This is a genomic window from Pseudomonas sp. SED1 (assembly GCF_034044025.1).
Taxonomy (GTDB): domain Bacteria; phylum Pseudomonadota; class Gammaproteobacteria; order Pseudomonadales; family Pseudomonadaceae; genus Aquipseudomonas.
This window is the reverse complement of sequence record NZ_JAXCIS010000061.1, coordinates 1-26,094: the sequence shown is the minus strand read 5'-3', so window position 1 is coordinate 26,094 and position 26,094 is coordinate 1. Positions and strand designations below refer to the sequence as shown.

Here is a 26,094-nt window from a genome sequence, read left to right as displayed (position 1 = left end):
CTGGGCGGGCTGCACAACAATGTCGCGTGGGCGATCATCGTGCTTGCGGGGCTGCATGCGTGCGCCGCGCTGTGGCATCACTACATCCAGCGCGACGGTACGCTGCGCCGCATGCTGCCCGGCCCTCGGGGCGATCTTCAACACTGAGTTTGCTGCTGTACTTTCCCTATCGTTACGGAGCATGAGCGCCATGAACAATCGCCACGAACACGCTGTTGGTTACCGTACCGCTTTGTTCTTCGGTGCCTGTATGGCCGCCGCACTGCTGGCCGGTCAGGCTCATGCTTCCGGTGACGAATCGGCGCCACCCAAGCCCAACTGCCCCAAAGGCCAGGTCTGGGATACCAAGACCGGCAAGTGCGTGCTGCAAACCAGCAAAGCCACGTCGGACGCCGACCGCACTGATTACGCCTATCGTCTGGCCAAGGACGGGCGTTACGAAGAAGCCCTGTCACTGCTCGACACCCTGCAAAACCCGAACACTGCCAAGGCCCTGAACTACCGCGGCTACGCCACCCGCAAGCTGGGCCGCACCGACGAAGGCATCAGCTACTACCTGAAATCCGTGGCCCTGGACCCCAACTACGCACAAGTCCGTGAGTACTTGGGTGAGGCCTACGTCATCAAGGGCCGCGTGGACCTGGCCCAGGAGCAACTGGTGAAAATCAAGGCCTTGTGCAGTACCACCTGCGAAGAATACGAAGACCTGGCCGAAGCTATCGCCGCCGCGCCTCAGGCTTAAACCCGTGAGCGAACAGTCGGGAGATTGCCATCAGCAAAGACGCTGAGTTGCGTCGTGAGTTGAGCCAGTTGTTGCCAAGTTTATGGCGATACGGGTTGGTGCTGTCGCGACAAAAGCATGTGGCGGATGACCTGGTGCAAGCCACTTGTGTGCGGGCACTCGAGCGTGCAGGCCAGTTCATGGCCGGCACGCGACTGGACCGCTGGTTGCTGACGATCATGCATTCGATCTGGCTTAACGAATTGCGCTCGCAGCGGGTACGGCAAGGCCAGGGGTTTGTCGACGCTGAGCAAGAGTTGTCGTTCGACGGTGAAACACTGGCTCAGGATCAAGTGCTGGCCGCGCAGGTGATCAAGCGCGTCAATGCGTTGCCTGAAGCCCAGCGAGAGACGGTGTTTCTGGCCTACGTCGAAGGGCTTTCATACAAGGAAATTGCCGAAGTCCTGCATATCCCGGTGGGAACGGTGATGAGCCGGCTGGCCGCTGCGCGCTTGAAACTGGCTGAAACGGCGCACTCAAGCGGCGTGTTGGATAAATCGAGCGGAGAACGACGATGACTCAAAACACCCCACCGTCGGATGAACTGCTGGTGGCTTATCTGGACGGTGAGTTAGACCCTAAGCAGCGTCAGGTTATCGATAACCTGCTGGGGATCGATCCAGCCATGACTGCCCGCGTAGAGCAGCTCAAGCGCGGGCACCTGTCGTTCAAATCAGCTTTCGATTCGGTACTCGATCAAGCCCCCACTGAACGTTTGCAGGCGATGCTCGATAGCCTGCCGCCGGCGCAAACATCGACCCTGAGTCGACGCAGGTTTATCGCGGTAGCGGCAAGCTTTGCGGTGGCCGGTGTGGTCGCCGATCGGTTGTTCATGACCTTGCCCCGGCCTGAACCGGGTTCGGGCTGGCGTGCCTCGGTCGCCGAATACATGGCGCTGTATACGCCCCAGACCTTGGAAAACCTCAGCGCTGATCCCGACTCGCTTATCGCCCAACTGAGTTCGGTAGGGCGCCAGCTCGGTCTGCCGCTGAGCCCAGAGGCGATAAGCCTGCCGGGCGCCGAGTTCAGGCGCGCACAAATCCTCGATTACGATGGCGTATTAATTGGCCAATTAACGTACCTCGACGCACGTCACGGCCCGCTGGCGCTCTGTATTACGTCTGCGAAAAAAGGCCTGATGCCCATGGCCATCGAACAGCGTCGTGGAATGAATGTGGTTTTTTGGTCCAATCCAACCCATGCCTTCATGTTGATTGGCAGAAATCCATTTGAAGATTTGCAGATCATGGCGCGCAGTGCCGAGAAGGCCCTGGTCGTGTAGTCATTGGCATGGAATAACCCTTCGACTGTTCACCAATGGCACTCATTCGGCAGCCAATCGCGCCGACAGGCTTTCAATAAACACCGTCTCCGCCCGGCTCATCTTCTGCTCGCGGTTCCACAGCAGGTGGATATCCACGTCGGTAATCCCTTCGTCCGGCGGCAAGCGCCAGAGCAATCCATTCTTCACATCTTCGGCCACTACATGAATCGGCAGGCAGCCCAGGCCAAACCCGGCAATCACCAACCGCCGCACTTCCTCCAGGCTGGAGGAGGACGCCACGATGCGCCCGCTGAAGCCCTGCTGGTCACGAAAGATGGTCAATGGCGAGAGCATCCCGCCGATCTGGTCACTGGTGAAACTCACGAAGTTCTCCGACTGCAAATCGCCCTCCGCCAAACCGGTACGCCCGAATAACGGGTGATGTCGGCCGCAAAAAAAGGCATAGCGCTGACGCAGAAACAGATGCTGCTCCAGTCGTGGTTGCGGCCGGCGATTGAGGCTCAGGCCCAACGTCGCGGTTTTCTCCAGCAGGGCGCTGACGATGTCCGAGCTGCGCATCACCTCAACGTCCAGTTCGACCCTGGGATGCTGACGATGGAAGTCGGCGAGAAAGTCATCAAAGGTGTCTGAATTGATCCGGCTGATCATCAGCAACCGCACCTTGCCGATCACCTCGTCACCGGGCTTTTGCAGGGCGTTGCTCATCTGCGAGACCTGGCCGTACATCTCGCCGGCGATCGAGAATATCTGCTCGCCGGCTTCGGTCAGCACAAAACGTGGGCCGCGTCGGGCAATAAGCTGGCAGTCGAGTTGCTCTTCCAGGCGCTTGAGCGCCTGGCTGATGGCCGGTTGGGTCAGGTGCAGGCGCGCGGCGGCGCGGCTGATGCTCAGTTCCTGGCCGATTACCCGGAAGGTGCGCAGCAGGTTCCAGTCCAGGCGGTCGTTGAGCAGTGGGTGAACATCGCGGCGGTTTTCAGACATGGCGACAACTCGATAATAAGCAGGATTTATAATCGGAATAATAAATAGAAAATTGACTAATCATAGCGTCGAGACGAAAAATCACCCTCAACCAGCGCCATCAGAGCGCGTGCGCCAGACCTTTCTCCTGCCAAAAAAATAACCAAAGGAGCCAACCCCATGAAGCCTTCCGCTTCGCCGCAGCCTCGCCGTGCCGCGGCCGCCGCCTTCATCGGCACCATGATCGAGTGGTATGACTTTTACATTTACGCCACCGCCGCGGCGCTGGTGTTCGGTCAGCTGTTTTTCCCTTCCGACGACAAACTGTTCAGCACCATGGCCGCGTTCGGCACCTTTGCCGTGGGCTTTTTCGCCCGGCCGTTGGGCGGCATTGTGTTCGGGCATATCGGCGACCGTATCGGCCGCAAGAAATCCCTGGTGATCACCCTCGTGATGATGGGCGTGGTCACTGTGTGTATCGGGCTGTTGCCGACCTACGCGCAGATCGGCGTAGCGGCGCCGGTGCTGTTGGTACTGCTGCGTGTCGTGCAAGGCATCGCCGTTGGCGGCGAGTGGGGCGGGGCGGTGCTGATGGCCGGCGAACATGCGCCCAAAGGCCGTCGCAACTTTTTTGCTTCCTTTGCGCAGTTGGGCAGCCCGGCGGGTTTGATCCTGTCGTTGCTGGCCTTCAGCGCGGTAACCCGTTTGCCGGAAGCCGACCTGCTCAGTTGGGGCTGGCGCGTACCGTTCCTGGCCAGTGCCTTGTTGTTGATCGTCGGCCTGGCGATCCGCTTGGGCGTCAATGAATCGCCCGAGTTCCTCGAAGACAAGGCCAAGGCGGAAAAAGCCCGGGCCATCACCCAGGATCAGGCACCGGTGATCGAAGTGCTGAGGACTTCATGGCGCCCGCTGTTGCTGTGCATTGGTGCCAATACCTTGGGGATTGCCGGGGTGTATTTCACCAACACCTTCATGATTGCCTACACCACCCAGCAACTTAACCTGCCGCGCTCGTTGATTCTGGAATGCCTATTTGTCGTGGCCATCATCCAGTTCTGCGTCCAGCCGCTTGCGGCCTGGGTGGCGGAGAAGGTCGGTGCCACACGCTTTTTGTGTGCGATGACCGTGCTCGCGATGGCCTCGCCGTATCCGATGTTCGTGCTCGTCAGCAGCGGCCAGGCGCCGTTGATCATCCTCGGCATCGCGCTGGCCGTGGTGTGCATGGCTTCGTTTTATGCGGTGATCGCCGGCTTCGTCAGCGGCCTGTTCGAAACCCGCGTGCGCTACACCGCCATCTCCCTGGCCTATCAAGTGTGCGGCGCGCTGGCTGGCGGCCTCACGCCGTTGATCGGCACCTGGCTGGCCCATGAATACCAGGGCCAGTGGTGGCCGATGGCAGTGTTCTACAGCGCGATCGCGGCGGTTTCGCTGGTGTGCGTACTGGCGTTGTCCCGTCGCCACGCTACCGCCCACCGCCTTGAAATGGCTTGAAGCGTTTGATTGGAGAGTGTGTATGTTGAAGATTAATGGCGAGCGCCTGTGGGCCAGCCTGATGGCCATGGCCGAGATCGGCGCGACGGCCCGCGGTGGCAGTTGCCGCCTGGCGTTGAGCGCCGAAGACCAGGCTGGCCGCGCGCTGTTCAGCCGCTGGTGTGAAGACGCCGGGCTGATCCTGAGCGTCGATGCCATCGGCAACCTGTTCGCTCGCCGGGCGGGCACCGACAACGAGGCCGCGCCTGTGATGATGGGCAGCCACCTCGACACCCAGCCGGAAGGCGGGCGCTTTGATGGCGTCTATGGTGTGTTGGCTGGATTGGAGGTGATCCGCAGCCTCGACGACCACGGGATCAAAACCCGCAAGCCGCTGGAAATCGCCGTGTGGACCAACGAGGAGGGTGCCCGTTTTACTCCGGCCATGCTCGGCTCGGCGGTGTTCACCGGCACCTTGGCGCTGGACAAGGCGCTGGCCACTCAGGATGTCGCCGGTGTCAGCGTGGCGGATGCGTTGCGCGGCACTGGCTACAACGGCGAGCGCCCATTGGGTGGCGCGGTGGATGCGTATTTTGAAGCGCACATCGAACAAGGCCCTATTCTGGAAGACAACGCCAAGAGCATCGGCGTGGTCACCGGTGGCCAGGCGATTCGCTGGCTGGACGTGCGCGTAGAAGGCATGGCCGCCCATGCCGGGACTACGCCGATGCCGCTGCGCAAGGACGCCTTGTATGGCGCCGCGCAGATGATTCAATCGCTGGAAAACCTGGCGGCTGATTTTGCGCCTGAAGGCCTGACGACGGTGGGCGAATTGAACATCGCCAAGTCGTCGCGCAATACCATCCCCGGCCTGCTGAATTTCACCGTCGACCTGCGCCATCACCGCGACGCCGACATCGAAGCCATGGAGCAACAAGTGCGCGTCCGTTTGCAGGATATCGCCGCGCAACGTGGCCTGAGCGTCACCGTCAGCCCGCACTGGATCAGTCCCGCCACGCCGTTTGATGCCGAGTGTGTGGCGTGTGTGCAGTCGGCGGTAGATACGTTGGGGTATGCGCAGCAATCCATCGTCAGCGGCGCGGGCCACGATGCTATCCACCTGGCGCGGTTCTGCCCGACGGCGATGGTCTTTATTCCGTGCGTCGGCGGCTTGAGTCATAACGAAGCGGAAGACGTGTTGCCCGAGGATGTTCGCCAGGGCACCGATGTATTGCTCAATGCCGTGTTGAAACGTGCTGGCCAGGTTCAGTAAGGAGAAATCCCATGCGTACTTTTTTTCATCCCGAACAACTTTTGCACCATCCTCGCAGCTACTACTCTCGTGGCCAGATGCGCACGCCGCAGGAGGTCCCGGAGCGCGCCCGCAACCTGCTGCTGGCCGCCCAGACCCTGGGCTTCGAGATCCAGCAACCGCACGACCACGGCCTTGATCCACTGTTGGCTGTACATGGCCCCGCCTACCTGACCTTCCTCCAGGAAGCCCACCAACGCTGGAAAGAAATCCCCGAAGACTGGGGCGACGAAGTCATGTCCAACATCTTCGTGCGCGAGCCCAACGCCCTGCGCGGCATCCTGGCCCAGGCGGCGCGCTATCTCGCCGATGGCAGTTGCCCGATTGGTGAACTTACCTGGCGTTCGGCGTATTGGTCAGCCCAAAGCGCGGTCGCCGCAGCCAAAGACATCCTCGACGGCGCGCCCGCCGCTTATGCACTGTGCCGCCCGCCAGGCCACCACGCCCGCTTCGATGCTGCCGGTGGGTTTTGCTACATCAACAATGCGGCGGTGGCGGCGCAGGCCTTGCGCGATGGCTTCGAGCGCGTCGCCGTACTCGATACCGACATGCACCACGGGCAAGGCATCCAGGAGATTTTCTACGACCGCGATGACGTGCTGTACGTGTCGATTCATGGCGATCCAACCAACTTCTATCCCGGCGTTGCAGGTTTTGAGCAAGAGCGTGGCCATGCTTCGGGCGAAGGCTTCAACCTCAACCTGCCGATGGCGCATGGTGCCAGTGAGGCGGTGTTCTTTGAAAAGCTGGAGCTGGCGTTAAAGGCGGTGAAGGACTTCTCGGCGGACGTGCTGGTGTTGTCGCTGGGGTTCGATATCTACGAGCTGGACCCACAGAGCAAAGTGGCGGTGACGCGGGAAGGGTTTGCGCGGTTGGGTGAGTGTATTCGTGGGTTGGGGCTGCCGTGTGTGATCGTGCAAGAAGGCGGCTATCACCTGCAAACGCTGGACAGTAATGCGCAGGCGTTTTTTGAAAGTGCTCAGGCGTGGTCGATCTAACCTGCTGAATAAAGAAACTCGGACTGCCTTGGAAATACATTCAAGGCGTGTCCGTTCCGTAGGGCTTTCAGGTAGGTAATTTATATCCGTTAACTTCTGGTCAATACCTCTCAAGTCCTGCCCAGGCTGGCCGAAACTATGTCATACGATGTCGTATGCCCATAATGAGAACAATCGCCATGTCGCTTCGCAGCCTGTCCATTGCCCGCCGTGCGGGTCTCGGTTTTGCCTTGATTGCTTTGCTCGTGGCGCTGCTGGGGTTCTTTGCCCTCTCGAACATGGCGAGCATTCGCGAAAGCGCGGTGCAGGTGGAACGTGGCCTGGTGCCGAAAATGCGCCTGGTGTCGGACATTCGCGAAATCATGCTGCGTATCCGCACCATTTCCCTGCGCATGGCCCTTGATTCCAATGCTGCTAGCATCCCGCAATACCGCAGTCAGATGGACACCCGCAGCCAGGACCTGACGAAAAAACTCGCCGACCTGAATGCCGTCATCGACACACCCGAAGTGCGCACTCTCTACGATCAGTTCCAGGTGTCCTTGCGTCAGTACCAGCAAGGTCTCACCCAGTCGTTCATCCTCGCCGACAAGCAGCAGCTCGCCGAGCTGAACAAGTTGCTGCTGGTGGACATGAAAACCGTGGTCGACGGCTCCGGCAATCAGCTCAATGCCCTGGCCGACTACTACAACGCCCAGATAAATATGCAGGGCCAGATGGCAGAGCTGCAGTACAGCCGCTCGCGCACAATGGTCTTCGGTTTTGTTCTGCTGGCCGCGTTGAGCACCGTGGCGCTGGCCTGGTTGCTGACGCGCAGTATCGTTGGCCCTTTGAGCCACGCGGTGCGCGCTGCAGAAAATGTCGCCCAAGGTGATTTGACCCAGACCGTTGAAGTGACCGGTGACGACGAAGTCACGCGCCTGCTCGTGGCACTGCAAAGCATGCAAGGCAGCCTGCGCAGCACCTTGCAGTTGATTCGCCAGTCAGCCGGGCAGATGGCAGCATCGGCCACCGATCTCAATGGCATCACCGACCAGAGCAGCCGCAGCCTGCAAAAGCAGACCGCTGAAATCGAGCAAGCCGCCACCGCCGTCAATGAGATGACTTCGGCCGCCGATGAGGTGGCGCGTAATGCCGTTTCCACCTCCGAATCGACCCGCCTCTCCAATGAAACGGCCCGCGACGGTCAGCAGCGCGTCGGTGAAACGGTCAGCGCGATTCAGGCGCTGAGTACCAACATCGGCGAAACCTCGAGCCTGGTGCAAAACCTCGCCGATCAGTCGCGGGACATCGGCAAGGTGCTGGACGTGATTCGCTCCATCGCCGAGCAGACCAATTTGTTGGCGCTGAACGCCGCCATCGAAGCGGCGCGTGCTGGTGAGTCCGGGCGTGGTTTTGCCGTGGTGGCGGATGAAGTGCGTGCACTGGCCCATCGCACCCAGCAATCGACCCTGGAGATAGACCAGATGGTCACTGCGATGCGCAGTGGTTCCAGCCAGGCGCTGACATCGATGCAATCGAGCACCCAGCGGGCCAGCGAAACGCTAATCCTGGCCGAAGGAGCCGGTGGCGCACTGAGCCAGATCACCGACTCGATCGACCAGATTCATCAGCGTAACCTGGTCATCGCCAGCGCCGCCGAGGAGCAGGCCCAGGTGGCGAAGGAAGTGGACCGCAACATCGTCAATATTCGTGACCTGTCCGCGCAGTCGTCCTCGGGTGCGGGGCAGATCAACGGATCGAGCCACGAGCTGGCGCGGTTGGCTGTGTCGCTTAATGAGGCTGTGGCGCGGTTTCAGCTGTAGCGCGGTTCTCCAGTGCCAGGGACGGCACCAGTTCCAGGATACGGTTACGGCCACCTTCGGCCACCAGGTACGTTCCCTTCGTCGTACGCACAATCGACTGTGGCGCCTTCAGGAAAGACAGGATCGTCTGCTGGCGCCCGTGCTTGTCGATCAACAACAAACGCGCACGGTGGGTTGAATCCTCGTTGATCCATAACCCGCGTTCATCGCACATCAGGAAGGTGGGTTTGTTCAACTGGCTCAGTACCACCGGGTCGCTACCGTCGATGGTCAGCTCTCGCACCACGCCCTTTTTCTTTTCTGTGTAGAGCATGCGCCCATCCGTGCAGCGAACAATCGACTCGCCTTCGCTGAGTTGGTCACGCACGACGCTCAGTGTTTTATCGCTCCAGTGATAGCGCAATATCCGGGCACCTACCTTGCGGTCTTCGATGGCATAGAGATACTCGCCGTCGTCCCATAGCCCTTGCACGCTTTCTCCCTTGAACAGCTCGGTGACGACGCCGTCCTTGAGGAAACTGACCGGCGCGCCATCCACTTCCTGGCTGAACACCCAGCCGCCCTGAGTGGCGACCATGCCATCGGGCTTGGAGAGATTTCCTACCACCAGTTCGCGTTTTCCGTCCGGCAAGATGCGCACGATACTGCCAAGCCCATCGCTCAATTCCTGGCTCACCATCAGTGAACCGTCGGGCATCGGCATCAGTGATGCGGCCTTTGCTACGTCTCGGTGGACGACATGAACACTCCAGTCTTCGGCTGCACTGACCGGGTAGAAGCTTTGCCAGGCGAAGAAGCCCAGAGCTGCAAAACAGAGTGACCCCACGAGCCACAATCCCGGTCGAAACATGCGGTAGAGTGGTGCGGGGCAGAAAGTCCTTTTTATTGTTTTATCCATTGATTGAGTTACCGGTAGCTATTCGTGAATAGAACGATTGGAGCCGAAGTTAACCGTTGTCCTCGTCCTGCAAGAGGGCTGCGTAATCTTGCCCTCCGTAGAACACCCCTACAATCGATACCGTTTCAGTGTCGGCATCTACTGTAAAAGCGATGATGGTGGTGTGCCGATAGTGAGTGGTACGTAGAGTGGGTAACAAGTCTTCACGGCTGATGCCGCGCAGAGGAAACAGAGACAGGTTTTCGCAGTAAGTGATGATGGCATCTACATAGCGCGCAGCGACGACGGGTGAGCCGGCCTGGGTGATGTAGTCTTCAAGTTCTTCGAGTTGCGTTACTGCCTTGGGTGAAAAAGCTACCGTGTAGGTCACGACTTACGGTTGCCTTTCTGTTGGCGTTTGGCTGCCATGTGTTCGCGGACCTGGGCGGCAGACAGCGCGCTGTCTGGATCGGCCTTGAGGGCGACGGCTGCTGGAATCACTTGATCCCGAAGCCAGTTTTCCATTGCGCGGTCACGTGCCAGCAAGATTCGCAGCCCGTCGCGTATGACTTCACTTTCACTGGCATATTCGCCAGTGCTCACTTTGGCTTTGACGAGTGCAGCCATCTCAATCGGCAAGGTGATGCTCATTTGCTGGGTTGAGCGCATGGTAGCGTCCGCTTTTGCTGGGTAGGATTTAATCCTACTCAACGCTGGGCGTGTTGCAAGCGGTAACTGACCAGTGTGAGTCGCTAGAGTCTCCTGAACTGACCAGCGTGCTGTCTGTTTCGTGCAGATACTGATGGGGTAATCCATCGTCAAAGACTTTTCCATAGTGGGCCTAAAAGTGAGAGCTGGATTTGAGGCTGTCAGTATTGACGCTTTTCAGGAGTCTCGTTTCTCACCCACGCAAATTCCCTGCTGATATGTATGACCGCATATTTTCCGTAGGGTTATTGGCTGATCCCGAGTATGTGGGCCGCGCCAATAGCATCCCGCCAGCCCCCATACGATAATGCTCGCCACATCTGCTCAACCAACGGCTGCCCTCGTGATCATCAACTTCGACCTCAACGACCTCCAAGCCTTCCGTGCCGTCGTAGACAAGGGCAGTTTCCGTGCTGCAGCCGAAGCCATCCGTATCTCCCAGCCGGCCCTCAGCCGGCGCATCGAAAAGCTCGAGTCCGCCCTCGACGTCAAACTCTTTGAACGCACCACGCGCCGGGTCAGCCTGACCATGGTCGGCCGCGCGTTCCTGCCGCAAGTCGAGCGCATGCTCGATGACCTGGACATCGCCCTGATGGGCATCAGTAACGTGGCTTCAACCCGTATGGGCAATGTCACCATCGCCTGTGTGCCTTCTACGGCGTACTACTTCATGCCCCACGTGATCTCCGAATTCCACAAGCTCTATCCGAAAATTCGTCTGCGGGTATTGGACGCGAGTGCGGGCGAGGTGTGTGCGGCGGTGGAAAGTGGCGAGGCGGATTTCGGCGTGAGTTTCAGCGGTAGCCTGGCGGACGGGGTGGAGTTCGAGTTGTTGTTGCAGGAGCGTTATGTGCTGGCCTGTCGCCGGGATCATCCGCTGGCGGACCGTGCCAGTGTGACGTGGGCCGAGGCGTACGAGCATGACTACATCACCGTGGACAAGACCTCAGGCAATCGCTTTTTGCTGGACCAGGCCCTGCGCGGGGTGCGGGTGAAGAAGCAAAGCATCTGCGAAACCCATCACGTGACCACGATGATCGGGCTGGTGGAGGCGGGGTTGGGGGTGGCGATGGTGCCGTCGATTGCGATGCCGGGCGGCAAGCATCCGATTCTGACGAGTGTGCCGCTGGTGGAGCCGGAGGTGGTGCGCAACGTGGGGCTGATCAAGCGCCGCGGGCGTACGTTGACGCCGGCGGCACTGGAGTTGGAGCGGTTGACCCGGCAGATGCCCTTCCGGTCAGTGTGATACCGAGTCCAGGCCGGTGGCTTGTACCACCGGTTGCGCCTGGGGTGAGGCGAGGAATTGCAGGAGCTTTTTCGCCTGCGCCGGGTGTTCGGCATTCACTGGAATGCCTGCGGCAAAACGGGTGACGGACTGCACGTCTTCAGGGATTTTTCCGACGTAGGTCACGCCCGGAATCGGCAGCAGTTCGGACACCTGTTGCAAGCCCACTTCGTAGTCACCCTTGGCGACTTGGGAGGCTACCGGGATGCGTTCGATCATGGTGCCCTTGGACGGCATGCCGAGTTTCTTGAACAGTTCCTTTTCGACGTAGACGCCGCTGGCGCTGTCCGAATACGCGACGGATTTGGCGTTGCTCAGTACCGTCTTCAGTTCGGCGTCGGTGGCAATCGAAGGCTTGGTTGCGCCTTCCTTGACCACTAGGCCGATACGCGAATCCGCCAGTTCAACGCGAGAGGCCTTGTCGACCTTGCCTTGCTTGATCAGCTCATCCAACGCGTAGCCGACCATGATCACCACGTCGGCGTGTTCGCCACGGGCCAGGCGGTTGGGAATCGCTTCCGGCGCCTTGCCCATCGACGGGCCGAGGATGGTGTCGAGGGTATCGCCGCTCTGGGTCGCGTATTGCGCACCCAGCACCTTGTAGGCAGCGGTGAAGCCGCCTGAGGTCATGACTTTCAGCTCTTCAGCGTGGACCACCATTGCCAGGGAACCGATCGCCAGTGCCACCAGTGTTTTGAATAGGGTTTTCATCGACGTGACCCCTCAGGCAACTTGCAGACGGGCGCTGGCGCGGCGATACAGCGCAAACGTCGCGCACAGTGCGCACAGCGCGGCAAACATCAACCAGTAGGCCGGCGACGCCTTGTCGCCCGTCTCGTGGATAAACCAGGTTGAGATCGCCGGGGTAAAACCACCGAAGATCGCGGTCGCCAGGCTGTAGGCCAGGGAGAAGCCCGCCACGCGCACTTCCACCGGCATGATTTCGGTCAGCGCCGGGATCATCGCGCCGTTGTACATGCCGTAGAGGAAGGAGAACCACAGCAGGGTTTCCAGCATGTGCGCGAAGCTTGGCGCATTGACCACGTAGGAAAGTGCCGGGTAGGCGGTCAGCACAGTCAGAGTGGTCATGGCGATCAGCACCGGCTTGCGGCCAAAACGGTCACTCAGGGTGCCGCCGATGGGCAGCCAGATGAAGTTCGACACGGCCACCAGCAAGGTCACCAGCAGGGCGTCGGAGGTGGTCAGGTTAAGCACGGTTTTGCCGAAGGTCGGCGCGTATACGGTGATCAGGTAGAACGCGGTGGTGGTCATCGCCACCATCATCATGCCGCCGATGACGAGGGTCCAGTTCTTCACCAGGGTGGCCAGCACTTCGCGCATGGTGGGGCGGTGCTTGCGGTTGGCGAACTCTTCGGTTTCCTGCAGGTTGCGACGCAGGACGAAGATGAACGGGATGATCACGCAGCCGATGGCGAACGGAATACGCCAGCCCCAATCGGCAACCACCGCCGGTTCCATCCATTGGTTCAGGCCATAACCCAGGGCGGCCGCGACCACGATGGAGATCTGCTGGCTACCCGATTGCCAGCTGGTGTAGAAACCCTTGCGGCCCGGTGTGGCCATTTCGGCCAGGTACACCGATACACCGCCCAGTTCTGCGCCGGCCGAGAAGCCTTGCAACAGGCGGCCCATCAGCACCAGCAGCGGTGCCCACAAGCCGATGGTGTGATAGCCCGGTACCAGCACGATTAGCAGCGTGCCACTGGCCATAATCGCGAGGGTCACGATCAAGCCTTTACGGCGGCCCACATCGTCGATGTAAGCACCGAGGATAATTGCGCCCAGCGGACGCATCAAAAAGCCTGCGCCGAACACGGCGAAGGTCATCATTAATGACGCAAATTCATTAGCAGCGGGGAAGAAGGCGGCAGCGATATAGGTGGCATAGAAACCGAACAGAAAGAAGTCGAACTGTTCGAGAAAGTTGCCGGAGGTGACGCGAAAGACCGCGCCGACTTTGGAGCGGGCAGAGTCAGGCCGTGAAGGATTTTGCATTTTTTTGTGTCTCCAGCGTTCTTTTTAAAGTGCTTGTTTCGCTTAAGACCGCGGATAGTGGCTGACACATTTAGAAATGATAAGTGAGTAATTTACATGCATTGATGCGTCTTGGTTATCAATGACCGGAGTCACACAAAACCGCTCCCTCATCTATGCTTGCCCAGTGTGTCCAATTCTTACGGACGGGAGGTGGGTATGAGCAACGAACACAAGCAACGTGATGAGTTGGAGCAGGAGCGCGCCAGGAAGCTTCGCGAGGAAGAAAAACCGCAGACCTGGAAGCATCCGGACGATGGCACCGAGCTGTCCGAGCGTGACCAGGAGCGCCCGCTCAAGCCTTAAGTCCTTGTTTCCTGTAGGAGCGAGCTTGCTCGCGAAAAACCTGAGGGCGACGCGGGGCACCTGGTTTCCCGCGTTATCGTTAACGGCCTTCGCGAGCAAGCTCGCTCCTACAGTGTTTCTTCAGTTCTGAATCGGCGTACACAACTCCACCAGCGTGCCATCCGGGCAACGCACATACGACACCACCTGCCCCCAAGGCTTGGTGCTCGGCGCAGCAAACTCTGTCGCACCCGCCGCCAGCGCTCTGGCATGGGCCTTTGACACATCCTCGGTAACAAACCCCAGCTCCATCCCCAGCGGCTGCTGTGAGGCATGCGCCTCCACATGCCCGCCCTTGAAGTTCATCTCGCCCAACTCATGCGCCGCGAAGGAGAGCGTGGTGCTACCCGTCTCCAACTCGCCATACGTTCCCGACTCATGCAGGAAACGACGACTCAAACCGAAGGCTTTTTCGAAGAACTGCAGGGAGGCAGCGACGTCCGGGACGTAGACGATGGTGTAGGCGAATTTCATGGTTCAGCGGTCCTTGCTTGAGAGAGGAGGGCATTAGAGTCAGGGTCGTTCATACCGTCAACGGGAAACTATTTGACATATTTGATTTGTGATCACATATTGGAGCCATAAGAACGACAACACAGGTTTTGACTCATGACAGATGGCCCGCTTCTCCTTCCCACCTTGCGCCAGGTGTCCCGCGATACCTTGCAAGACCAGGTCTATCGCCAGATCCGTGAAGCCTTGATGAGTGGTCGTTTTCAGCCCGGCCAGAAACTCACCATCCGCGGTCTCGCCGAAGCCCTCGGCTCCAGCCCCATGCCGGTGCGCGAAGCCCTCCAGCGCCTTAGCGCCGAAAACGCCTTTGAAGTCACCGAAACCTCCCGTCTACGGGTCCGCATGATGACGGTCGAACGCCTGCGCGAGATTCGCGATGCGCGGGTCGCCCTGGAAGGTTTGCTGGCAGAAAAAGCCGTACTGCTCCTGGAAAAAGCCGACCTCGACGAAATCTCCGACCTCTGCCAACAGATGCAACAAGCCGCCGACGAAGTCGACGTTTCCCGCTACCTGTGGACCAACTTTGCCTTTCACCGCCGGATCTATGCCGTCGCCCAGGCCGAATTGACCATGGCCGCCGTGGAAAACTTCTGGCTGCACATGGGCCCGTGTTTTGCCCTGGTCGCTCCCGATAAAGCTCACTTGCAGCGCTCGATGGAGGCGCACACGCGCATCGTCGAAGCCCTGGCCGCCCGCGATGGCGCCGGTGCCCGCGCGGCCGTGACCGATGACATCATGCAGGCCGCCGATTCCCTGGCGCGCCTGCTCGTCAAGAACGACCGTACGCGGTCGTCTGTTTCAGGAGGTAAACGTGCATGAGTGTCCTACAGCGGCTGCAGCCCTATCCTGGGTTACGTGTGTTGATTTCCGGCGGGGCTGCCGGCATCGGTGAAGTGTTGGCGGCGGCCTATCTGGAGGCAGGTGCCAAGGTGCATGTGTGTGATGTCAGCGAACCAGCCCTGGCGGCGTTTCGCGACAAGTACCCGGGCACTGTCGCCACCCGTGCCGACGTGAGTGATGCCGCGCAGATCGAGGCGGTGTTCCAGGTGCAGCGCGAGCAATTTGGCGGGCTGGATGTGCTGGTCAACAACGCCGGGATTGCCGGTCCCACCGGCGGCATCGACGCCATCAGCGATGCCGAGTGGCAAGCCACGATCAATATCAACCTGACGGCGCAATACCGTTTTGCCCATCACGCGGTGCCGATGCTCAAGGAGTCGTCCCACGGCCATCTGCTGCATATCGCCTCGGTCGCGGGCCGTCTTGGCTACGCCTGGCGCACGCCGTATGCCGCGACCAAATGGGCCATCGTCGGCCTGATGAAATCCCTGGCCTCGGAGCTGGGCGAAAGCGACATCCGCGTCAACGCCTTGCTGCCCGGCATCGTCGAAGGCCCGCGCATGGACGGCGTGATTCGCGCCCGTGCCGAGCAGGTCGGCGTACCGGAAGCCGAGATGCGCCAGGAATACCTCAACAAGATCTCTCTCAAGCGCATGGTCACCGCCGAAGACGTCGCGGCCATGGCCTTGTTTCTCTGCTCGCCCGCCGCCCGCAATGTCACCGGCCAAGCGATCAGTGTCGACGGTAACGTCGAGTACCTGTAGGCCGCGTCAGCGTTTAGCCAAGGAAGAACACACAAGCCACACCCGGGATTTTTTTTCATAAGAATAAAAGTCGGAGAATCGTCATGTCCAAAAATCGTCCTGTGATCATCACCTGCGCCGTCACCGGTGCCATCCATACGCCGTCGATGTCGCCGCATTTGCCGATCACCGCGCAGGAAATTGCCGACGCCGCCATCGGTGCCGCCGAAGCGGGCGCCGCTATTGTTCACCTGCATGCCCGTGATCCCATCGATGGCCGTCCCAGTCAGGACCCCGCGCTGTTCGCCGAATTCCTGCCGCACATCAAAGCCGCCAGCGACGTGGTGATCAACATCACCACCGGCGGCGCACCGACCATGGGTGTTGAAGAACGCCTGCAACCGGTGATGCAGTTCAAGCCCGAACTGGCCTCGCTGAACATGGGCTCGATGAACTTCGGCCTGTATGAAATGCTCAACCGCTTCACCGAGTTCAAGCACGACTGGGAGCGTCCGTACCTGGAAGAAAGTGACGACCGGATCTTTCGCAACACCTTCCGCGACATTACCCACATCCTCAATTCCTGCGCCGAGAACCGCACGCGTTTTGAAATCGAGTGCTACGACATTGGGCACCTGTACACCGCCGCCCATTTCCTGGAGCGCGGCCTGCTCAAGCCACCGCTGTTTATCCAGTCGGTATTCGGTTTGCGTGGCGGTATCGGCGGCCACCCGGAAGACCTGGCCCACATGCGCCGCACCGCCGACCGGCTGTTTGGCGACGACTACGTGTGGTCGATCCTCGGCGCCGGCCGTGGGCAAATTCCGCTGGCCACCATGGGCCTGTCCATGGGCAGCAATGCCCGGGTCGGCCTGGAAGATTCGCTGTGGGATGGCCCGGGCAAACTGGCCGCGTCCAACGCCGATCAGGTACGGCGCATTCGCACGGTGATCGAAGCCCTCGGCCACCGGGTCGCCACGCCGGATGAAGCGCGAGAAATCCTCGGGCTCAAGGGGCGCGATCAGGTCAATTTTTAAGGCACAAACCGGCCGCGTCACGGCGCGGCCATGTCCATCCCGCACAACAACAAAAAAGGGGATAACACCATGCGTATCGAAGTGCTTGTGGACGTGAAGACCACCCTGGGCGAAGGCCCGGTATGGGACGTCGAGCAACAACGGTTGTACTGGATCGACAGCGCCGACGGCCGAATCCTGCGCTGCACCGATGATGGCCGCGAACTGCGCGCCTGGGACGTGGGCCAGAAAATCGGCTCCATGGCCCTGCGGCATAGCGGCGAGCAAGCCATCGTCGCCCTGCAAAACGGCGTGCATCTGCTCGACCTGAACAGCGGCGAACAGACGCTGGTCATCGACCCGGAACCCGCACTGCCCAACAACCGCCTCAACGACGGCAAGGTCGACCGCCAGGGCCGCTTTGTCTTCGGCTCCATGGACACCCTCGAAGACAGCGCCAGCGCCAAACTTTACCGCCTCGACGCGGACCTGAGCCTGCACACCCTGGACGAAGGCATCATCGTGTCCAACGGCCCGTGCTGGAGCCCGTCGGGCGACACGTTCTACTTTTGCGACACCTGGTCCGGCGAGATCTGGGCCTATGACTACGACCTCGCCAAGGGGGCCGTAAGCAATCGACGCACCTTTGCCAAGGTCGACACCAGCAGCGGTGGCGCCGCCGACGGCTGCACCGTGGATGCCGAAGGCTGCCTGTGGCAGGCGCTGGTCTACGCCGGAAAACTGGTGCGCTACACACCGGATGGACAGGTCGACCGGATCATCCAGATGCCGGTGAAAAAGGTCACCAGCCTGACCTTTGGCGGGCCGAACCTGGACACCCTGTTTGTCACCTCCATGGCCAAGCCGCCGTTGCCGCGTTTCCCGGCCGACGGTCAGCAGCGCGGGGCGCTTTTTGCGATCACCGGGCTGGGCGTGCAAGGAATAGCCGAGCGACGGTTCGCCAGCTAGCGCGTTTTTTTCAACAAGGCACATTCCTTCCGCAACCTTGTGTCAGTGCGCGCCCTCGCGCGCCTGGAGAAACCCATGGCAACCTTGAAAAAAGCCTCGCTGCGCAGTATTCACCGGCACTCCTGGGTGTCGTTGCTGGTGTGCTGGATGATCTGGATCCTCAACGCCTACGACCGTGAGATCGTGCTGCGCCTGGGGCCGACCATCTCCAAGCATTTCGATTTGTCGGCCGATCAGTGGGGCACCATGGCCACGGTGATCATGCTCGCCCTGGCCCTGTTGGATATTCCCGGATCGATGTGGAGTGACCGCTACGGCGGTGGCTGGAAGCGCGCGCGGTTCCAGGTGCCGCTGGTGCTGGGCTACACGGCGATCTCGTTTCTCTCCGGGTTCAAGGCTCTCAGCGGCAACCTCGCGACCTTTATTGCACTGCGGGTTGGCGTCAACCTTGGCGCAGGCTGGGGCGAGCCGGTGGGCGTGAGTAACACCGCCGAATGGTGGCCGGTGGAACGTCGTGGTTTTGCCCTTGGCGCGCACCACACCGGTTACCCGATTGGCGCCATGCTCAGTGGCATTGTCGCCAGCTTTGTCATCAGCACCTTTGGTGAAGACAACTGGCGCTACGTGTTCTTCTTCGCGTTTGTGGTGGCGTTGCCGTTGATGATTTTCTGGGCGCGGTATTCCACTGCCGAACGCATCACCGCGCTGTACGTCGACATTGCCGCCAAGGGCATGACCCCGCCAGACAACGCACCCGCCAGCCAAGTGAAGGGCCATGCCTGGCGCACGTTTATCGCCACGTTGCGCAATCGCAATATCGCCCTGACGGCGGGTAATACGATGCTGACCCAAGTGGTGTACATGGGCGTCAACATCGTGCTGCCAGCCTACCTGTACAACATCGCCGGATTGTCCCTGGCCGAGTCGGCGGGGATGAGCGTGGTGTTCACCTTGACCGGGATTCTCGGGCAACTGGTGTGGCCGTCGCTGTCGGACATCATTGGCCGGCGCGTCACCCTGATCATCTGCGGCGTGTGGATGGCCGCCAGTGTCGGTGCGTTTTACTTCGCCAACACCCTGACCCTGATCATCGTCGTGCAACTGCTGTTCGGCCTGGTGGCCAACGCGGTGTGGCCAATCTACTACGCGGTGGCCTGCGACTCGGCCGAGCCGTCGGCGACCTCCACCGCCAACGGCATCATCACCACCGCGATGTTTATCGGCGGCGGCCTGGCGCCGGTGCTGATGGGCAGCCTGATCGCCATGGGCGGCGGCTGGACTACGTTGCACGGCTACACGGTGTGCTTCTTTGTGATGGCCGGTTGTGCCCTGGGCGGGGCGCTGCTGCAACTGTTTTCCCATCGCCCGCCGGCGCTGGTTGCGCAACTCGAATCCTAGAACAACACCGATGCGTCCCCCAGCCGTTGCGCTGGCGGGGCGCCAAGAGGAATTGCCCGATGAAGACTGCCAACACTGCCCGTGAACCACGGGAGTTGAACAAACTGATGTTCGTCAAGTTGATGCCCTTGCTGATCATCGCCTACGTGCTGAGCTTTCTGGACCGCACCAACATCGCCCTGGCCAAGCATCACCTGGATGTTGACCTGGGGATTTCAGCGGCGGCTTACGGCCTGGGCGCGGGGTTGTTCTTCCTGACCTATGCGCTGTCGGAAATCCCCAGCAACCTGATCATGCACAAGGTCGGCGCGCGGTTCTGGATTGCCCGGATCATGGTGACCTGGGGGTTGATTTCAGCGGCCATGGCGTTCGTCCAGGGTGAGACTTCGTTCTATGTCCTGCGGCTGCTGCTGGGCATTGCCGAAGCCGGTCTGTTTCCCGGGGTGATGCTGTACCTCACCTACTGGTTCAACCGCGAGCAACGGGCGCGGGCCACCGGGTATTTTCTGCTCGGCGTGTGTTTTGCCAACATCATCGGCGGCCCGGTGGGCGCGGCGTTGATGCGCATGGATGGAATCCTCGGTTGGCACGGCTGGCAGTGGATGTTCCTGCTCGAAGGCCTGCCGGCAGTGGCATTTGCCTGGGTGGTGTGGCGCAAGTTGCCGGACCGTCCGAGCAAGGCGCCGTGGCTCTCGGCCGAAGAGGCGCGCGGGATTGAACAGCGCATCGCGATGGAGACCGAAGAGGGCGCAGGCGAGGGCGGGCATTCCCTGAAAAACTGGCTGACCCCGCAAATCCTGCTGGCGATCTTTGTGTATTTTTGCCATCAGATCACCATTTACACGGTGATCTTTTTCCTGCCGAGCATCATCAGCAAGTACGGTGAATTGAGCACCATGAGCGTCGGCTTGCTGACCTCACTGCCGTGGATTGCCGCAGCAGCCGGCGCGGTGTTGCTGCCGCGTTTTGCGACCACGCCCACCCGTGCCCGGCGGCTGTTGATTACCGGCTTGCTGACCATGGCGTTGGGGTTGGGGATTGCCTCGGTGTCCGGGCCGGTGTTCAGTCTGCTGGGCTTCTGTGTGTCGGCGGTGATGTTCTTTGTGGTGCAGTCGATCATCTTTCTCTACCCGGCTTCACGCCTCAAGGGCGTGGCACTGGCGGGCGGGCTGGGCTTCGTCAACGCCTGCGGGTTGCTAGGCGGGTTTGTCGGGCCATCGGTGATGGGCGCGATCGAAATGAGCACTGGCAATGCCATGAACGGCCTGAAAGTGATTGCCGTGGTGCTGGTGGTAGCCGCGTTGGCCGCCTTGCGTTTGCGCCAGGGACAGGAGCCCGATCACACCAGCAATGAGGTCGGAAACCCCGAAGCCAGCACCAGATAAGCCACGACGGCCGCCAGGCATAAACCGACAAATACCCGCAACAGTGTCCTGGCGGTAGGGTGAGCGACGAATTTGATGGCCCAGAGCAAAATCCCGGCAAGCAGGATGCTCAAGGCAGAAATGACCAGCACGATGGTGTTCTCACAAGCCTTGGAAGCTGCTTTATAGTCCCAAAGGCCCGTGTTGAACAGTGTGCGCATAGACGCAGGGCCCCGGGTGTTTCTAAACTGCGGCTTATCCAGGGCAGTGGGGCGAGCGCCGATGAATCGCAATGAATTACGCAAGGCCGACATCAACTTGATGGTGGTCTTTGAAACCTTGATGCTCGAGCGCAATGTGACCCGGGTGGCGGAGAAGCTGTTTCTCGGCCAACCCACCATCAGTTCGGCCCTCAATCGCCTGCGCACGCTGTTCAACGACCCGCTGTTCATTCGCGTCGGCCATCGCATGGAGCCCACCGCGCGGGCCGAGGAAATCATCAAGCACCTGTCGCCGGCCCTCGACTCATTGTCGTCGGCCCTGAGCCTGACCCACGACTTCGACCCGTCCATCAGCACCATGACCTTTCGCATCGGCCTGTCCGATGACGTCGAGTTCGGCCTGCTGCCACCGTTGCTGCGGGCGTTGCGCCAGGAAGCACCGCAGGTGGTGTTCGTGGTGCAGCATGTGGATTACTGGCGCATCCCCGACCTGTTGGCTTCCGGCGATATCACCGTCGGCATCACCCAGACCCGCGGCCTGCCGGCGAATGCCAAGCGCAAGCTGTTGCGGCATATCCGCCCTTGTCTGCTGCGGGCGGACGCCTCGGACAAACCCCTGACCCTCGATGAATACTGCGCACGGCCCCATGTGTTGGTGTCCCACACCGCCAACGTGTCCGGGTTTGCCGATGAGTGGCTGGCGGAAATCGGTCGCAAACGCCACGTGGTGCTCTCGGTGCCGCAATACAGCGCGCTGCCGGCGCTGCTCGCCGGCACCGACATGATTGCCAGCCTGCCGGACTACACTGCCCAGGCCATGGCCGCGGGGGGGAATCTGTTCTGCGAGCCGTTCCCGTTCGAAACCCCGACACTGGACTTGTCCATGGTCTGGCTCAGCCACGTGGACACCGACCCGGCGGAACGCTGGATGCGTTCGCGGCTGGAGGCGTTCATGAGCGAGCGGGGCATGCTGCCGGTAGTCGCCCCCAAATCTTGAGATAGACCTTTCAGGGAGATCCACCCATGACCCCATCCCGGTCCTTGCTGCGTGGGCGCGGCAGTCATGACAGCGGCAAGGTTGGCATGGTCGAGTTGTTCTTCGACCTGGTGTTCGTGTTCGCCGTGACCCAGTTGTCCCATTCGCTGCTCGCGCACCTGTCCATCGGCGGCGCGGTGCAAGTGGCGTTGATGATGGTCGCGGTGTGGTGGGTGTGGATCTTCACCTCCTGGGTCACCAACTGGCTCGACCCGGAAAAAATCCCGATCCGCATCGGCCTGTTCGGCTTGATGGTGGCGGGCCTGCTGTTGTCCTCGTCGATTCCCAAGGCGTTTACCGACCGTGGCCTGCTGTTCGCCGGCGCCTATGTGTTCATGCAGGTTGGACGCACGCTGTTTGCCTTGTGGGCGGTGCGCGGCGAGTCGCTGAACATGACTCGCAACTTCCAGCGGATCCTGGCGTGGATGCTGCTTTCCGGGGTGTTCTGGATCACCGGCGCGCTGCTCGAAGGCGAACAGCGTTTGGCCTTCTGGGCCCTGGCGCTGTTGATCGAGTTGGTTTCCCCGTCGGTGTATTTCTGGGTGCCCGGGCTTGGTCGCTCCACGCTGTCGGACTGGAATGTGGAAGGCAACCACATGGCCGAACGCTGCGGTCTGTTTGTGATCATCGCCTTGGGTGAGTCGTTGCTGGTGACCGGCGCGACCTTCGCTGAATTGCCCTGGAGCGTGGAAGGGCTGGCGGCTTTCCTGGTGGCGGTGGTGGGCAGCATCGCCCTGTGGTGGATCTATTTTGACAGCGGCGCCGAGCGTGCCCACCACCGTATCGCCAGTTCTGCCGACCCCGGCCGTCAGGCGCGGATTGCTTACACCTACCTGCATGTATTGATCGTCGCCGGGATTATCGTCAGCGCAGTGGCCGACGAACTGGTGCTGGTGCACCCGGGGCACGCCAGCCAGGCCGGCGTGGTGGCGATTATCGCCGGCCCGTGGTTGTTTCTGCTGGGCAGCTCGCTGTTCAAGTGGGTGATGAGCGACCGGCCGTTGCCGCCTTTTTCCCACCTGGGCGGGCTGTTGATGTTGTTGGTGTTGTTGCCGCTGGGATTGCAGCAGCTGTTTTCGGCGTTGGTGCTGGGCGCGCTGACTTCGGCGGTATTGGTGATCGTGGCGATCTGGGAAAATCGTTCGCTGCGCAGCGTGACTGAAGTTTCACAGTGAAAGCAGTCTGGTTCAGCTTGGTCGCGTGCTATATGTATGACTCTTTTCCTACAACAATTCGGAGCCTTTCATGCCGCATCTGCATCTGGAATACACCGCCAACCTCACAGAACTGGCCGTTGAGAAAACCTTGTTGCGGCTCAACAACGTGCTGATGGCGTCCGGGCAGTTTGGTTCCGAGTTCGATATCAAAAGCCGGGCGCTGAAGGTGGAGACGTTCCAGGTCGGCACGTCCTTGAGCCCGCGGGCGTTTATCGCGGTGAAACTGTCGCTGCTCAGCGGGCGCTCACCGCAGGTCAAGAAACAGTTGTCGGAAAGCCTGCTGGCAGCGCTGCAGGACCTGGGCGATTGGCCTGCAGATTTGCAGGTTCAGCTAAGCGTCCTGTTGGTAGACATGGACCGCGAGTCCTACAGCAAAGTCACCATCGGCTAACTACTGTAGGAGCGAGCTTGCTCGCGAAAAACTAACAGACGACGCGGGAATCCTGAATGCCCGTGTCATCGTTAACGTTCTTCGCGAGCAAGCTCGCTCCTACAAAAAAGTTATAGTAACCCCTGATCCGCGCACACCTTCACCACCTGCTCCCTGAACCACGTGTTGGCGCTGTCCTGCTCGCTGTGTTCATTCCACTGCATATCCAGGGTAAACCCCGGCAACCCGTTCGGCGCTTCGCAATGGCCGAACACCGCCTTGTCTGCCAGCAGCTTCTGCACCCGACGGGGCAGGGTGACGATAAAGTCGGTGCCGGTGATCATCTTCAGCGCCGCGCTGTAGCTGTTGGCCCGGGCGATCACCTGGCGTTTGTGAGCCTGGCGCGCGAGCCAGCCGTCGATCATGTTGGTGTCGGAACTCCAGGGCGTCGGGAACACATGGCGCCGGGCGACAAAGGATTGCAGGCTGAACGCCGGCTCCCGTGGCGCCGAGTGCTTGTCGAACACGCACACCAGGTCGTCCTCCAGCAGCATCTGGGTCTTGATGTCCTTGTGCTCGCGATGAAAGTGCGGCCCGAAGCAGATCACCAGGTCCAGGCGCCCGTCGCGCAAGGCTTCGGCCGGGATCTCGGTTTCGAGCTTCTGCACATTGACGATCACCGGCAAGTCGGCGTGATCGAAGTTTTTCAGCAGGCGCGGCAGGATCAGTTGTTCGAAGTATTCGGGGGCGCAGACGTTGAAGGTCACGGCCTTCTGGGTGGGGTCGAAGGCCTGGCTGCCGGCATGGCACAGGTTGATGCTTTCGAGGATTTTCTGCACATGCCCGTACATGGTGGCGGCTTTGTACGTAGGACGCATGCCCGCCCGGGTGTTGATAAACAACTCGTCTTCAAAGCTGGTGCGCAGCTTCTTCAAGCTGTAGCTCACGGTGGACTGGCTGACGAACAGCGTTTCGGAGACCTCGGTGACGCTGCTTTGATCGTAAACAGCGACAAACACCATCAGGTCCTGCATATCGAGCTTTCTTAGCAAGTTGCTGTTTAGCATCCGTTCCGTCCGCAAGCGCTTTGTACCGAACTCGGTACAAGACAATACAAAATGTTAACGGAACGTTCGTGCCAATAGAAAGCGCTGTCGGACCTTTCTATGTTTAAGGTGGGACAAATAATGTTTACAACACGACGTCAGCGAATATGCCGCGCGTAATACCGCGGGTCGAAGCGCAGCAGGATCAGCAACATCACCACGACGACGGCCGTCAGTGACCACCAGGCCCACTCGAAGCTGCCCAGTTGGTCGCGGATCATCCCGGCAATCAGCGGCGAAAGACCGGCGATCAAGTAGCCGATGCCCTGCACAAAGGCAGTCAGGCCGCCGGCGCGGCGTGGGTTGTCGAGGTGGTCGAGGGACAGGATCAGGCTCATCGGAAACAACCCGCCAATCCCCAGGCCCAGCAGGCACGGCCACAGCAGGCTCAGGTGTTGCGGGCTGAGGATCAGGCCGCAGAAGCCGGCGATGATCAGCACCAGCAGCACCGCGACCACGCCGCGCTTGTCTTGGCGGCGGTTGGCGATGGCCGGGGTGACCAGGCCGGAGACCACTTCCATGGCCGTCAGAAAGCCCAGCAACAGGCCGGCATTCTGCTCGCTCCAGCCCAACTCCACGTAGTACGGCGCCAGCCAGGCCAGCACGCAGGTGTAGGCGGCGGTGCCGAGGCCGAAAAAGATCGCCAGCAGCCAGGCCCGGCGATTGCCGAAGAACGACTCCTGTTGGCCCGCGCCGGCTTGGGGCAGTGGCGGCAACACTGAGCGTTGGGCGTACCAGAACACCAGCGCCAACACGGCGAGAGCCGCCCAGATCGCCAGGCCAATGCGCCAGCTGCCGGTTTGCACCTGGATGAACGGTGAGAACGAAGCAGCCAGGGCTGCGCCGCCCATGATCGCGGTGACGTACAGGCCCATGAACAGTGAAACGTTGTCGCTGAAGCGCGACTTGATCAAGGCGGGCATCAGCGCCTGGATCATCGCGATGCCTACGCCGGCGGCGATGGCGCTGAGGATCAGCTCAACCGCCGAGTCCAGGAACAACCGGGAGACGGTGGCCAGGCCGATCACCACCAGCGACAGCACAATGCTGCGATGCTCGCCGAACCGTTTGGCCACGCCCATGCCAAAAAACATCGCCAGGCCCATGGCCATGACCGGCAGCATGGTCAGCAGGGAGGCGGTGCTGAAACTCAGGGGCACCTCTTCGCGGATCGACGACAACAACGGGCCGACGGCTGCCATTGAAGGGCGCAGGTTGAGAGCGACCAGCACGACGCTGATCATCAGCCAAAGGGCGGTGGCGGGTTTTGCGCGGACGTTTTCCATGGGCAGGCCTTGAACTGACAAGGGCAGTATTAGGCCGGGCGTGGGGGAGGGGGGCAAATGAGAAAGTCGTTGGGGCTATTGAAAAAATGCGGGTGGGCTTTTTTGTGGTCGGGAAGCCTCCTGTGTAGAGGGGG

General features: G+C 60.6%; 29 protein-coding genes and 1 pseudogene. 20 read left to right on the top strand and 10 right to left on the bottom strand.

Translation table 11 applies throughout. From position 1 onward, the window contains the following. The 4 genes from SNL23_RS09480 to SNL23_RS09465 form a co-directional block, all read left to right on the top strand. On the top strand, positions 1-147 hold a 147-nt coding region (locus SNL23_RS09480; RefSeq protein WP_318302122.1), incomplete at its 5' end, for a cytochrome b. Positions 148-190: 43 nt separating this feature from the next. Further along, on the top strand, positions 191-742 hold the full coding sequence (locus tag SNL23_RS09475; protein ID WP_076015924.1) for a tetratricopeptide repeat protein: 552 nt from the start codon (positions 191-193) through the stop codon (positions 740-742). Between the two features lie 59 nt (positions 743-801). Continuing rightward, the gene (locus SNL23_RS09470; protein WP_318302120.1) at positions 802-1,299 is read left to right on the top strand and encodes an RNA polymerase sigma factor; all 498 of its coding nucleotides are present in this window, start codon (positions 802-804) and stop codon (positions 1,297-1,299) included. Beyond that, on the top strand, positions 1,296-2,063 hold the full coding sequence (locus SNL23_RS09465) for an anti-sigma factor family protein (RefSeq protein ID WP_318302118.1): 768 nt from the start codon (positions 1,296-1,298) through the stop codon (positions 2,061-2,063). Before SNL23_RS09470 ends, SNL23_RS09465 begins: the two co-directional genes overlap by 4 nt. Before the next feature lie 42 nt (positions 2,064-2,105). Here the strand turns inward: SNL23_RS09465 and SNL23_RS09460 are convergent, their stop codons facing one another. Then, on the bottom strand, positions 2,106-3,047 hold the full coding sequence (locus SNL23_RS09460) for a LysR family transcriptional regulator (protein WP_167662748.1): 942 nt from the start codon (positions 3,045-3,047) through the stop codon (positions 2,106-2,108). A gap of 159 nt (positions 3,048-3,206) precedes the next feature. Between SNL23_RS09460 and SNL23_RS09455 the strand changes: the two genes are divergently transcribed. The 5 genes and pseudogenes from SNL23_RS09455 to SNL23_RS31485 all read left to right on the top strand — a co-directional run bounded on the left by SNL23_RS09455 (position 3,207) and on the right by SNL23_RS31485 (position 8,611). Beyond that, positions 3,207-4,517: an MFS transporter gene (locus SNL23_RS09455; protein WP_076015921.1), complete on the top strand. Its 1,311-nt coding sequence runs from the start codon at positions 3,207-3,209 to the stop codon at positions 4,515-4,517. A gap of 22 nt (positions 4,518-4,539) precedes the next feature. Further along, positions 4,540-5,769, top strand: coding sequence for a Zn-dependent hydrolase (locus SNL23_RS09450; RefSeq protein ID WP_318302117.1), 1,230 nt, complete (start codon positions 4,540-4,542; stop codon positions 5,767-5,769). 11 nt (positions 5,770-5,780) lie between these two features. Continuing rightward, on the top strand, positions 5,781-6,806 hold the full coding sequence (locus SNL23_RS09445; RefSeq protein WP_318302116.1) for a histone deacetylase family protein: 1,026 nt from the start codon (positions 5,781-5,783) through the stop codon (positions 6,804-6,806). A 155-nt stretch (positions 6,807-6,961) separates the two neighbouring features. Next, positions 6,962-7,753 (top strand): annotated as a pseudogene (locus SNL23_RS31490) (MCP four helix bundle domain-containing protein); the annotation flags it as partial. Beyond that, entirely contained in the window at positions 7,748-8,611 is an 864-nt protein-coding gene (locus tag SNL23_RS31485) for a methyl-accepting chemotaxis protein (protein WP_372241458.1), read from the top strand. The pseudogene SNL23_RS31490 and the gene SNL23_RS31485, both read left to right, overlap by 6 nt. Here SNL23_RS31485 and SNL23_RS09435 read toward each other — a convergent pair. The 3 genes from SNL23_RS09435 to SNL23_RS09425 all read right to left on the bottom strand — a co-directional run bounded on the left by SNL23_RS09435 (position 8,580) and on the right by SNL23_RS09425 (position 10,157). After that, a complete protein-coding gene (locus tag SNL23_RS09435; RefSeq protein WP_076015917.1) occupies positions 8,580-9,461 on the bottom strand; it encodes a hypothetical protein in 882 nt (293 codons plus the stop codon). The two genes, SNL23_RS31485 and SNL23_RS09435, sit on opposite strands and share 32 nt — an antisense overlap. A 97-nt stretch (positions 9,462-9,558) precedes the next feature. Continuing rightward, positions 9,559-9,879 (bottom strand): type II toxin-antitoxin system RelE/ParE family toxin, encoded by a 321-nt coding sequence (locus tag SNL23_RS09430; protein ID WP_076015916.1) that lies wholly within the window; start codon positions 9,877-9,879, stop codon positions 9,559-9,561. Further along, positions 9,876-10,157, bottom strand: a complete 282-nt coding sequence (locus tag SNL23_RS09425) for a ribbon-helix-helix domain-containing protein (RefSeq protein ID WP_083676694.1) — start codon at positions 10,155-10,157, stop codon at positions 9,876-9,878. The genes SNL23_RS09430 and SNL23_RS09425 overlap by 4 nt, the downstream gene beginning before the upstream one ends. A 382-nt stretch (positions 10,158-10,539) precedes the next feature. Here SNL23_RS09425 and SNL23_RS09420 point away from each other — a divergent pair, with 382 nt between their 5' ends. Next, the gene (locus SNL23_RS09420; RefSeq protein ID WP_076015915.1) at positions 10,540-11,442 is read left to right on the top strand and encodes a LysR family transcriptional regulator; all 903 of its coding nucleotides are present in this window, start codon (positions 10,540-10,542) and stop codon (positions 11,440-11,442) included. Here SNL23_RS09420 and SNL23_RS09415 read toward each other — a convergent pair. Both SNL23_RS09415 and SNL23_RS09410 read right to left on the bottom strand, forming a co-directional pair. Beyond that, positions 11,434-12,192, bottom strand: coding sequence for a substrate-binding domain-containing protein (locus SNL23_RS09415; RefSeq protein ID WP_318302115.1), 759 nt, complete (start codon positions 12,190-12,192; stop codon positions 11,434-11,436). The genes SNL23_RS09420 and SNL23_RS09415 overlap by 9 nt on opposite strands. A gap of 12 nt (positions 12,193-12,204) precedes the next feature. Further along, positions 12,205-13,497, bottom strand: a complete 1,293-nt coding sequence (locus tag SNL23_RS09410) for an MFS transporter (RefSeq protein WP_076015913.1) — start codon at positions 13,495-13,497, stop codon at positions 12,205-12,207. A 198-nt stretch (positions 13,498-13,695) separates the two neighbouring features. Between SNL23_RS09410 and SNL23_RS09405 the strand changes: the two genes are divergently transcribed. After that, positions 13,696-13,842, top strand: coding sequence for a hypothetical protein (locus tag SNL23_RS09405; RefSeq protein ID WP_008437901.1), 147 nt, complete (start codon positions 13,696-13,698; stop codon positions 13,840-13,842). Between the two features lie 120 nt (positions 13,843-13,962). Here SNL23_RS09405 and SNL23_RS09395 read toward each other — a convergent pair whose 3' ends face one another. Continuing rightward, on the bottom strand, positions 13,963-14,355 hold the full coding sequence (locus SNL23_RS09395) for a VOC family protein (protein ID WP_318302114.1): 393 nt from the start codon (positions 14,353-14,355) through the stop codon (positions 13,963-13,965). A 135-nt stretch (positions 14,356-14,490) separates the two neighbouring features. On the opposite strand from SNL23_RS09395, the gene SNL23_RS09390 reads away from it, so the two are divergent. The 6 genes from SNL23_RS09390 to SNL23_RS09365 all read left to right on the top strand — a co-directional run bounded on the left by SNL23_RS09390 (position 14,491) and on the right by SNL23_RS09365 (position 20,745). Continuing rightward, positions 14,491-15,213, top strand: coding sequence for a GntR family transcriptional regulator (locus tag SNL23_RS09390; protein ID WP_318302113.1), 723 nt, complete (start codon positions 14,491-14,493; stop codon positions 15,211-15,213). Beyond that, positions 15,210-15,998 carry an SDR family oxidoreductase gene (locus tag SNL23_RS09385; RefSeq protein WP_010176559.1) on the top strand — a complete coding sequence of 263 codons (789 nt, stop codon included), beginning with the start codon at positions 15,210-15,212 and terminating at the stop codon, positions 15,996-15,998. The genes SNL23_RS09390 and SNL23_RS09385 overlap by 4 nt, the downstream gene beginning before the upstream one ends. Before the next feature lie 83 nt (positions 15,999-16,081). Continuing rightward, positions 16,082-17,014, top strand: a complete 933-nt coding sequence (locus tag SNL23_RS09380) for a 3-keto-5-aminohexanoate cleavage protein (RefSeq protein WP_003211908.1) — start codon at positions 16,082-16,084, stop codon at positions 17,012-17,014. A gap of 69 nt (positions 17,015-17,083) precedes the next feature. Then, the gene (locus SNL23_RS09375; RefSeq protein WP_318302119.1) at positions 17,084-17,962 is read left to right on the top strand and encodes an SMP-30/gluconolactonase/LRE family protein; all 879 of its coding nucleotides are present in this window, start codon (positions 17,084-17,086) and stop codon (positions 17,960-17,962) included. A gap of 75 nt (positions 17,963-18,037) precedes the next feature. After that, positions 18,038-19,360 (top strand): MFS transporter, encoded by a 1,323-nt coding sequence (locus tag SNL23_RS09370; protein ID WP_076015909.1) that lies wholly within the window; start codon positions 18,038-18,040, stop codon positions 19,358-19,360. A gap of 59 nt (positions 19,361-19,419) precedes the next feature. Then, entirely contained in the window at positions 19,420-20,745 is a 1,326-nt protein-coding gene (locus tag SNL23_RS09365) for an MFS transporter (RefSeq protein WP_076015908.1), read from the top strand. Here the strand turns inward: SNL23_RS09365 and SNL23_RS09360 are convergent. Further along, complete coding sequence (locus SNL23_RS09360) at positions 20,700-20,945, bottom strand: hypothetical protein (RefSeq protein ID WP_258344178.1); 246 nt, start codon at positions 20,943-20,945, stop codon at positions 20,700-20,702. The two genes, SNL23_RS09365 and SNL23_RS09360, sit on opposite strands and share 46 nt — an antisense overlap. Positions 20,946-21,006: 61 nt before the next feature. Between SNL23_RS09360 and SNL23_RS09355 the strand changes: the two genes are divergently transcribed. The 3 genes from SNL23_RS09355 to SNL23_RS09345 all read left to right on the top strand — a co-directional run bounded on the left by SNL23_RS09355 (position 21,007) and on the right by SNL23_RS09345 (position 23,589). Next, entirely contained in the window at positions 21,007-21,942 is a 936-nt protein-coding gene (locus SNL23_RS09355) for a LysR substrate-binding domain-containing protein (protein WP_318302112.1), read from the top strand. Between the two features lie 26 nt (positions 21,943-21,968). Beyond that, positions 21,969-23,156, top strand: coding sequence for a low temperature requirement protein A (locus tag SNL23_RS09350; protein WP_318302111.1), 1,188 nt, complete (start codon positions 21,969-21,971; stop codon positions 23,154-23,156). A 70-nt stretch (positions 23,157-23,226) separates the two neighbouring features. Further along, positions 23,227-23,589, top strand: coding sequence for a 5-carboxymethyl-2-hydroxymuconate Delta-isomerase (locus tag SNL23_RS09345; protein WP_076015904.1), 363 nt, complete (start codon positions 23,227-23,229; stop codon positions 23,587-23,589). 110 nt (positions 23,590-23,699) lie between these two features. On the opposite strand, the gene SNL23_RS09340 is transcribed toward SNL23_RS09345, so the two are convergent. Both SNL23_RS09340 and SNL23_RS09335 read right to left on the bottom strand, forming a co-directional pair. Beyond that, a complete protein-coding gene (locus SNL23_RS09340) occupies positions 23,700-24,635 on the bottom strand; it encodes a LysR family transcriptional regulator (RefSeq protein ID WP_318302110.1) in 936 nt (311 codons plus the stop codon). A 137-nt stretch (positions 24,636-24,772) separates the two neighbouring features. Then, complete coding sequence (locus SNL23_RS09335) at positions 24,773-25,960, bottom strand: cyanate transporter (protein WP_076015902.1); 1,188 nt, start codon at positions 25,958-25,960, stop codon at positions 24,773-24,775. Positions 25,961-26,094: the final 134 nt, after the last annotated feature.

Bases quoted from the DNA above. Each gene is read 5' to 3' on its own strand.
- SNL23_RS09475 (WP_076015924.1), top strand. From the start codon at position 191: ATGAACAATCGCCACGAACACGCTGTTGGTTACCGTACCGCTTTGTTC.
- SNL23_RS09465 (WP_318302118.1), top strand. From the start codon at position 1,296: ATGACTCAAAACACCCCACCGTCGGATGAACTGCTGGTGGCTTATCTG.
- SNL23_RS09460 (WP_167662748.1), bottom strand. From the start codon at position 3,047: ATGTCTGAAAACCGCCGCGATGTTCACCCACTGCTCAACGACCGCCTG.
- SNL23_RS09455 (WP_076015921.1), top strand. From the start codon at position 3,207: ATGAAGCCTTCCGCTTCGCCGCAGCCTCGCCGTGCCGCGGCCGCCGCC.
- SNL23_RS09450 (WP_318302117.1), top strand. From the start codon at position 4,540: ATGTTGAAGATTAATGGCGAGCGCCTGTGGGCCAGCCTGATGGCCATG.
- SNL23_RS09445 (WP_318302116.1), top strand. From the start codon at position 5,781: ATGCGTACTTTTTTTCATCCCGAACAACTTTTGCACCATCCTCGCAGC.
- SNL23_RS31485 (WP_372241458.1), top strand. From the start codon at position 7,748: ATGCAAGGCAGCCTGCGCAGCACCTTGCAGTTGATTCGCCAGTCAGCC.
- SNL23_RS09435 (WP_076015917.1), bottom strand. From the start codon at position 9,461: ATGTTTCGACCGGGATTGTGGCTCGTGGGGTCACTCTGTTTTGCAGCT.
- SNL23_RS09425 (WP_083676694.1), bottom strand. From the start codon at position 10,157: ATGCGCTCAACCCAGCAAATGAGCATCACCTTGCCGATTGAGATGGCT.
- SNL23_RS09415 (WP_318302115.1), bottom strand. From the start codon at position 12,192: ATGAAAACCCTATTCAAAACACTGGTGGCACTGGCGATCGGTTCCCTG.
- SNL23_RS09410 (WP_076015913.1), bottom strand. From the start codon at position 13,497: ATGCAAAATCCTTCACGGCCTGACTCTGCCCGCTCCAAAGTCGGCGCG.
- SNL23_RS09405 (WP_008437901.1), top strand. From the start codon at position 13,696: ATGAGCAACGAACACAAGCAACGTGATGAGTTGGAGCAGGAGCGCGCC.
- SNL23_RS09395 (WP_318302114.1), bottom strand. From the start codon at position 14,355: ATGAAATTCGCCTACACCATCGTCTACGTCCCGGACGTCGCTGCCTCC.
- SNL23_RS09390 (WP_318302113.1), top strand. From the start codon at position 14,491: ATGACAGATGGCCCGCTTCTCCTTCCCACCTTGCGCCAGGTGTCCCGC.
- SNL23_RS09385 (WP_010176559.1), top strand. From the start codon at position 15,210: ATGAGTGTCCTACAGCGGCTGCAGCCCTATCCTGGGTTACGTGTGTTG.
- SNL23_RS09380 (WP_003211908.1), top strand. From the start codon at position 16,082: ATGTCCAAAAATCGTCCTGTGATCATCACCTGCGCCGTCACCGGTGCC.
- SNL23_RS09375 (WP_318302119.1), top strand. From the start codon at position 17,084: ATGCGTATCGAAGTGCTTGTGGACGTGAAGACCACCCTGGGCGAAGGC.
- SNL23_RS09370 (WP_076015909.1), top strand. From the start codon at position 18,038: ATGGCAACCTTGAAAAAAGCCTCGCTGCGCAGTATTCACCGGCACTCC.
- SNL23_RS09365 (WP_076015908.1), top strand. From the start codon at position 19,420: ATGAAGACTGCCAACACTGCCCGTGAACCACGGGAGTTGAACAAACTG.
- SNL23_RS09360 (WP_258344178.1), bottom strand. From the start codon at position 20,945: ATGCGCACACTGTTCAACACGGGCCTTTGGGACTATAAAGCAGCTTCC.
- SNL23_RS09355 (WP_318302112.1), top strand. From the start codon at position 21,007: ATGAATCGCAATGAATTACGCAAGGCCGACATCAACTTGATGGTGGTC.
- SNL23_RS09350 (WP_318302111.1), top strand. From the start codon at position 21,969: ATGACCCCATCCCGGTCCTTGCTGCGTGGGCGCGGCAGTCATGACAGC.
- SNL23_RS09345 (WP_076015904.1), top strand. From the start codon at position 23,227: ATGCCGCATCTGCATCTGGAATACACCGCCAACCTCACAGAACTGGCC.
- SNL23_RS09340 (WP_318302110.1), bottom strand. From the start codon at position 24,635: ATGCTAAACAGCAACTTGCTAAGAAAGCTCGATATGCAGGACCTGATG.
- SNL23_RS09335 (WP_076015902.1), bottom strand. From the start codon at position 25,960: ATGGAAAACGTCCGCGCAAAACCCGCCACCGCCCTTTGGCTGATGATC.